Consider the following 7,521-nt stretch of genomic DNA (forward strand, 5'->3'; position numbering starts at 1 on the left):
GCGGCGTACAGCCGCGAAGAGGCCATCCCAGCCGGTGCACCCTCTGAATCCTGCGCTGACCAGGCGTACGCCTTCGCGGCTTCACGCCGCTCCTACAGGTACCCCGCGCTTTTTGTAGGAGCGGCGTACAGCCGCGAAGGGGGCATCATAGTCGGCGCACCCTCTGAACCTTGCGCCGACCAGGCAGACGCCTTCGCGGCTTCACGCCGCTCCTACAGGTACCCCGCGCTCTTTGTAGGAGCGGCGTACAGCCGCGAAGGGGGCATCACAGTGGGCGTACCCTCTGGATACTGCGCTGACTGGGCGGGCGCCTTCGCGGCTTCACGCCGCTCCTACAGGTGGCGCGCGCCCTTTGTAGGAGCGGCGTACAGCCGCGAAGGGGGCATCATAGTCGGCGTACCCTCTGGATACTGCGCTGAGTGGGCGGGCGCTTTCGCGGCTGGACGCCGCTCCTACAGGTATCGCGCGGTCTTTATGGCGACGGGGCCAACATGATCAGCTACAAAAAAGGCGGCCCTAAGGCCGCCTCTTTCTTCACGCTTTTACAACCTATTCCGCCAGCTTGAAGGTAATGAAACTCGCCCTGCCCTGACGCAACACACGCATGGACACCGAGCGGTTCTTCGGTAGGCCCTTGGCGATATCGGCGAATTGCTTCGACGATTCGATGGCCTGATTGTTGAGGTGGGTGATGACATCACCCGGCTGCAGGCCGATCAGTGCGGCCGGCCCATCCTGGACCTCCTTGATTACCACACCGCCCTTGAGCTCCAGCGCCTTTTTCTGATCGGCCGTCAGGTCTGCCACGGACACGCCCAGGCGGTTGCTGCTCTGCTCGGCCTGTGCCTTGGCACCGGCGCCCAGGGTCTGGTCGTCATCGGGCATCGCACCCACGGTGACGTCCAGCGTACGGCGCTTGCCTTCGCGCACCACTTCCAGATTGGCTTTGGCGCCAGCCTTGAGGCCACCGACCAGGTGAGGGAGATCTGCGGACATCACGATCGGCTGACCATTCATGCTCAGAATCACGTCGCCGACTTGCAGACCACCCTTGGCTGCAGGGCCATCGTCCAGCACCTGCGCAACCAGCGCGCCAGCCGGACGCTCCAGGCCAAAGGATTCAGCGAGGTCCTTGTTGACCTCCTGGATCACCACGCCCAGCCAGCCACGGCTGACCTTGCCGTCTTTCTTCAGCTGATCGGACACATCCAGCGCCACATCGATAGGAATCGCGAACGACAGTCCCATGAAGCCGCCAGAGCGGGTGAAGATCTGCGAGTTGATGCCCACCACTTCACCGGCCATGTTGAACAGGGGCCCGCCCGAGTTACCAGGGTTGATGGCCACATCGGTCTGGATGAACGGCACGTAGGCATCGTTGGGCAAGGTACGACCCTTGGCACTGACGATACCCTTGGTCACGGAATGGTCGAAGCCAAAGGGTGAACCGATGGCCAATACCCACTCACCGACCTTGAGCTTGTCGGAGTCGCCCAACTTCACGGTAGGCAGGTTCTTGCCGTCGATTTTCAACAGTGCCACGTCGGTGCGCGGATCAGTGCCCACCAGCTTGGCCTTCAACTCGCTGCGGTCCGAGAGACGCACAATGATTTCGTCGGCATCGGCAATCACGTGGTTATTGGTCAGCACGTAACCGTCGGCAGAGATGATGAAGCCAGAACCCAACGACTGCGCTTCGCGCTGACGATCACCACGCTGAGGTGCTTTCGGACCGCCGCGCGGCATGTTGCGCTCGAAGAACTCGCGGAACATGGGCGGCAGACCTTCCAGGTCTGGCATCTGGCTGTCCGCCACGCCGCGATCAGGCAGCTTCTGGGTAGTACTGATGTTCACCACCGCCGGCGACGCCTGCTCCACCAGATTGGTGAAGTCCGGCAGCGCTTCGGCCTGGGCGGTCACAACCTGGCCCAGCATCAGTACGGCGGCAAACAACGATAGATAGGATTTGAAACGTGGTATCGACATACGGCTCCCGTTCGTCACGAGCATGGTTAAGCAATAGGGACCTGAACAGCACAAAACCCGTCCGGCGCCTTCGGCGTTTCGGTCGGGTCTGGCGCGTCTACGTTTCTGAGCCTGTAACAGCAGAATAGGCCAGCCCCCTGAGGCTCTGACCTATAAGAAAAAACGGCGGGATTTGCAACATGAATGAACCAAGTTTCACGTTCAACCGAGACGCGGCGGGCATTGTAGGACACGCTTTGCAGCGTGTCCGACGACCTGTATTTCAGCGTATTACTGCCGCGCCTGCGCATCTTGCAGGCGCATCGACAAGGCGATTCGCTCGGCCGTACCCATGGGGATTTCACCTACCACGGTCACCATCACTTCGCCCTTGGCCGTGTTCAGCCGGCGCGAAACAGCAACGGTCGGACCTAGCTGCGTACGGGTGTCGTTGGCCTGGGCACCTTCGAGTGGTTCGAGGAACACCGAGAAACGCGCCAACCCATCCTCGTACATCAGACTGGTCACAGTGCTTTTGCTCTGAGCCGATTTGCGCACGTCAGTGTTGGTCAGCTCAAAACCTGGCGGCAGCCAGTCCGACCGCCAACTGATAGGCGCATTGGCAGCCTTGGCGCCCGCCACCTGCAACACAGGCTTACAATTAGGGCTTGCCTGCAGCAACGAAGCCGACGGCGCATCCGTTTGCAGACGCGTGTACTGCAACCGCTCCAACAGGCGCCCATGATCATCGAGCAACAAAGACTTGAGAGGCAATCCGGTCTCTTTGTCCAGATGCAGCTCGAAGCCGTAGCGATATTGATCCTTGGGCGACAGGCTGATAACGACCGCATCGCGGCCCGCGACCCTGGAATCGCCCGCCACTGTCAGGTCGTACCACGACATCAATTTGAGTGGATCGAGTACCGAGGACGATGCATCAGGGCCGTCACCGACACCCGGCACCAGACTGCCACTGACGCAGGCCGTGCGGCCATTCACGCGCACGACTTCCTGAGCAGAGCCATCGAGCTGCAATAGACGCTCGCTGACCTTGCCATTCTCGGCTCGATGCCAGATGTCGTGGGTGGAAAAGCTGCCGTTGCGTTCGTAGACGAAGGTGCCTTGAAAGCTCTGCTGCTGCTCGGCCTGCGTCAGGCGGTTAAGCCATTGCGACGCGTCGGTTGCGGCGTGGGCCGGGATGGCGAGGCATCCACCGAGCATAAGCGTAACGAGAGGGAGGGAGCGCATGGTCCTCCTTAACGGTTTTCCAGGCTGGCAGCACGTGCGTACGGCAGTGCGCTTTCAGTCCCTTTGACCGCGGCTTCCTGAGCGTGTTGACGCAGGTAGCCAGGCAGACGCTGATCGTTCCAGCCGTCTTGGCCTTTCAACACACCATTGGCCATCGGGCCTGGCGCTTCGGAGCTCTCAGTGGTGTAGCCCGCCAGTACGGCCGGACCTTGCACCTGCGGCGCCGAAGGCGACTGCTGTTGCACAGGCTGCTGCTGCGCCAGCTCCGAACCAGTGATTTCGTCCTGGTTGTACAGGCGAACACCGGCCAGCACGGCAACGGTAACCGAAGCTGCAACGGCCAGACGGCCGAGGCTGCGCCATGGGCCGCGAGCCGCTTTGGCTGGCACGACTTCATCTGCAATGGCGGCCGATACGGCAGCCGACAGATCCAGGCGTGGGTCAAGCAGATCCTTGTGCATCACTGCGCGAGCCAGCTGGTAACGAGACCAGGTAGCGCGGGTTTCAGCATCATCCAGGGCACTCAACACCCGACGCAGTTCCAATTCGTCCGCTTCGTTATCCATCACTGCGGACAGCGATTCCTGCAGGGCTTCACGACTCATGGCGGTTCCTCTCTTGGCTATCGCCGCTGTCTCAGGACTCCTGCAGCAAAGGCTGCAGGGCTTTGTCGATGGCTTCCCGAGCGCGGAAAATACGAGAGCGCACGGTACCCACCGGACACTGCATGACGCTCGCAATGTCCTCGTAACTCAGACCATCGAATTCACGTAAAGTTAAAGCTGTACGCAAATCTTCCGGCAGTTGCTGAATGGTTCGATGGACGGTGCCTTCGATTTCATCCCGCAGCAATGATCGCTCCGGGGACTCGAGATCCTTCAGGCCGTGATCGCCATCATAGAATTCCGCATCTTCAGAACTTACATCACTATCTGGCGGCCTGCGTCCGCGGGACACCAGATAATTCTTCGCCGTATTGATGGCGATACGGTACAGCCACGTATAGAACGCACTGTCACCGCGAAAGTTGCCTAGCGCACGGTAGGCCTTGATGAAGGCTTCCTGCGCCACATCCTGGGCTTCATGGGTGTCGTGCACGAATCGCACGATCAACCCGAGAATCTTGTGCTGATACTTCAGCACCAACAGATCGAAAGCTCGCCGATCGCCGCGTTGAACACGCTCGACCAGCTGCTGATCCTCTTCCTGGGTTAGCATGAACACTCCTCATGGGTCCGGAAGGAGCGTTGCTTGAGCCACCGTTCAGGCTTGCAACCATAGACTCGGGCTTTTGGCAAAAGTTCTCCCCTCCAGGCAAGTTTCCTGCAGACCTGGATCCAGCCTGCACGAAAAACGCAGCGCGGACCTTGCCGGCTGCGCCGATAATCTTGTTGTCGATCGTGCACCCCTGGCCTGAGCCGAATGGGCGACGCGTCGACACTGTTCCCTTCTTATAGGCAACCTTCTATTGATTGCGCGGGCTTCGAGAAAGTTCCCACACAACCAAGGGGTTACTCCTACAGACAGTGAAAAACCGCGTGACACTGAAGGGTTTCAGCTTTATTTCCACGGCGAAATGCTTCATCACGCATGGCGTGGCCCGCATCACGACTGATATAAATGCTGCCCCGACTGGGTCCACAATGGTTTCGCAATGCCCGGAAGGCGGCGCTATTGTGCCGCCAGCCCCCTTTATATACCAGTGCCACGTGCCGAACACAGCACAGTTGGCACCAACGGCCAGCCGGTCGAATAACAACAATTTCGTTGCGCGGATTCCCCCTCATGACCCACCAGATGAGCCAGCAGTTTCAACACGACATATTGGTGATCGGCAGCGGCGCGGCGGGCTTGAGCCTGGCGCTCTCTCTGCCTGCACATTTGAAGATCGCCATTCTGAGCAAAGGCGAACTGGCCAATGGCTCGACGTTCTGGGCGCAAGGCGGTGTGGCAGCGGTACTCGACGGTAGCGACACCGTGCAGTCACACGTCGAGGACACCCTGGTTGCCGGCGGCGGGCTTTGTCATGAAGACGCCGTGCGCTTTACTGTCGAGCATAGCCGCGAGGCCATTCAGTGGCTGATCGAGCAAGGCGTGCCGTTCACGCCGGATGACGACCCCGCGCACAACGACAGCGGCTTCCAGTTCCATCTCACCCGGGAGGGCGGACACAGTCATCGGCGCATCATCCATGCCGCCGACGCAACCGGTGCAGCCATATTCAACACCTTGCTCGAACAGGCGCGGCAGCGGCCCAATATCGAACTGTTGGAACAGCGCGTGGCCGTCGACCTGATCACCGCGCGGCGCCTCGGCATGGCCGGGGAGGATCGCTGCCTGGGTGCCTATGTGCTGAACCGCGCAACGGGCCAGGTGGAAACCTTCGCCGCGCGGTTCACGGCATTGGCCACCGGCGGCGCGGCGAAGGTCTATCTGTACACCAGCAACCCGGATGGCGCCTGCGGAGATGGCATCGCCATGGCCTGGCGGGCCGGCTGTCGGGTTGCCAACCTGGAGTTCAATCAGTTCCACCCTACGTGCCTCTATCACCCGCAGGCCAAGAGTTTCCTGATAACCGAAGCATTGCGCGGCGAAGGCGCATTGTTGAAGCTGCCGAACGGCGAGCGCTTCATGCCGCGCTTCGACCCTAGGGCGGAACTGGCTCCTCGGGATATCGTCGCGCGCGCCATCGATCATGAAATGAAGCGCCTGGGCATCGACTGCGTGTACCTGGACATCAGCCACAAGCCGGCTGAATTCGTGCGTAGCCACTTCCCGACTGTCCATGAGCGTTGTCTGGGTTTTGGCATCGATATCACGCGCCAGGCGATTCCGGTGGTACCGGCGGCACATTACACCTGCGGTGGGGTCATGGTGGATGCGCAGGGGCGTACCGACGTGCAGGGTCTGTATGCCATCGGCGAAACCAGCTTCACCGGTCTGCACGGCGCTAACCGTATGGCCAGCAACTCGCTGCTCGAATGCTTCGTCTATGGCCGCTCGGCCGCGGTGCACATCAGCGAACAGCTGGACTCGGTGAGCATGCCGCCGAACCTGCCCGAATGGGACGCCAGCCAGGTTACGGATTCGGACGAAGACGTGATCATCGCGCACAACTGGGACGAACTTCGCCGCTTCATGTGGGACTACGTGGGGATCGTGCGCACCACCAAGCGGCTGCAGCGAGCTCAACATCGCGTTCGTTTGTTGCTGGACGAGATCGACGAGTTCTACAGCAACTACAAGGTCAGTCGCGATCTGATCGAGCTGCGCAACCTGGCCCAGGTGGCCGAGCTGATGATCATTTCGGCGATGCAACGCAAGGAGAGCCGCGGGCTGCACTACACCCTCGACTACCCTGGCCTGCTGGACGAGGCACGGGACACTATCCTGGCGCCGCCCACCTTCGTCGGCTGAATTTCAAGCGCAGGCGCAGGCGTCGGTGCATATCCGGCGCCAGGCTGTCGCTGGCAATGCACAGACCTCTGACGCGGCGTTGGCCAGCCAGACGAAACCGCAACACCACTGCCTGGGGCAATGCCAGGCTGTCGGGCCGCAGCTGGATGTTTTCCCAGCCACCGGCCTCGCTCCACAGCTGCCATCCAGCCGGGTCGCGGCGTAGGCCGGTGAAGGCGTGGTCGCTGGTGAGCAGCACGTGCCTGGGCAACACCCAGGCGCCGTGGCCGATGCACAGCAACCAGGCCAAGGCCTTGAGCGATGCGGACACGTCCAGGAAGAGGATCGCCAGCCAGGCCAGCCCCTGCGCGATGAGGTAGCAGACGAGCAGCCGCATTGACGGCTGCCAGCGGCACTGGAAATGGTTACTTGGGCTGGACACGGTCCAGGATCATGCGAACCATGCGCTGCAGTTCGGGGTCCTGGGATTCGTTACGCTCCATGAACCAGCCGAACATGTCCTGATCTTCGCATTCGAGCAGGCGCACATAGAGGTCGCGATCAGCCTGATCCAGATGGGGATATACGTCTTTCACGAACGGCACCAGCAGTACGTCCAGCTCGAGCATGCCGCGGCGGCTATGCCAGTACAGGCGGTTCAGTTCAACTTGTTCTACCATGGGGCGCTCCTCAAATAGGCGGGCAGTATACAGGCGCAGGTGCGGCGCGGCACGGGCGGTCGGGGTAGACATTTGGACAAGCGGTGTCCCGGCGGGCCCCTTCGCGGCTGCACGCCGCTCCTACAGAACACACTCACCATACAGCCAACAAGCCCCCCAACCCCCCGCAGGAACGCCGCACAACCGCAAAGTCGCCAGCAACCACACCCAAACCCTGTAGGAGCGGCGTACA

General features: G+C 61.1%; 7 protein-coding genes. 1 reads left to right on the top strand and 6 read right to left on the bottom strand.

Going from position 1 to position 7,521, the window contains the following annotated elements:
- Positions 1 to 549: 549 nt before the first annotated feature.
- The 4 genes from B3397_RS11910 to rpoE all read right to left on the bottom strand — a co-directional run bounded on the left by B3397_RS11910 (position 550) and on the right by rpoE (position 4,431).
- Positions 550 to 1,935 (bottom strand): DegQ family serine endoprotease, encoded by a 1,386-nt coding sequence (locus tag B3397_RS11910; RefSeq protein ID WP_414704379.1) that lies wholly within the window; start codon positions 1,933 to 1,935, stop codon positions 550 to 552.
- A gap of 321 nt (positions 1,936 to 2,256) precedes the next feature.
- Positions 2,257 to 3,213, bottom strand: coding sequence for a MucB/RseB C-terminal domain-containing protein (locus B3397_RS11915; RefSeq protein WP_296250247.1), 957 nt, complete (start codon positions 3,211 to 3,213; stop codon positions 2,257 to 2,259).
- 8 nt (positions 3,214 to 3,221) lie between these two features.
- Positions 3,222 to 3,818 carry a sigma-E factor negative regulatory protein gene (locus B3397_RS11920; RefSeq protein ID WP_296250248.1) on the bottom strand — a complete coding sequence of 199 codons (597 nt, stop codon included), beginning with the start codon at positions 3,816 to 3,818 and terminating at the stop codon, positions 3,222 to 3,224.
- A gap of 31 nt (positions 3,819 to 3,849) precedes the next feature.
- A complete protein-coding gene (gene rpoE / locus B3397_RS11925) occupies positions 3,850 to 4,431 on the bottom strand; it encodes an RNA polymerase sigma factor RpoE (RefSeq protein ID WP_011535354.1) in 582 nt (193 codons plus the stop codon).
- Positions 4,432 to 5,010: 579 nt separating this feature from the next.
- Between rpoE and nadB the strand changes: the two genes are divergently transcribed.
- Entirely contained in the window at positions 5,011 to 6,630 is a 1,620-nt protein-coding gene (gene nadB / locus B3397_RS11930) for an L-aspartate oxidase (RefSeq protein WP_296250528.1), read from the top strand.
- On the opposite strand, the gene B3397_RS11935 is transcribed toward nadB, so the two are convergent.
- Complete coding sequence (locus tag B3397_RS11935) at positions 6,599 to 7,051, bottom strand: protein YgfX (protein WP_296250257.1); 453 nt, start codon at positions 7,049 to 7,051, stop codon at positions 6,599 to 6,601. The genes nadB and B3397_RS11935 overlap by 32 nt on opposite strands.
- Positions 7,035 to 7,289, bottom strand: coding sequence for a succinate dehydrogenase assembly factor 2 (locus tag B3397_RS11940; protein WP_296250258.1), 255 nt, complete (start codon positions 7,287 to 7,289; stop codon positions 7,035 to 7,037). The genes B3397_RS11935 and B3397_RS11940 overlap by 17 nt, the downstream gene beginning before the upstream one ends.
- Between the last annotated feature and the right edge of the window lie 232 nt (positions 7,290 to 7,521).

This window comes from Pseudomonas sp. UBA4194, from assembly GCF_002379585.1.
GTDB lineage: Bacteria > Pseudomonadota > Gammaproteobacteria > Pseudomonadales > Pseudomonadaceae > Aquipseudomonas.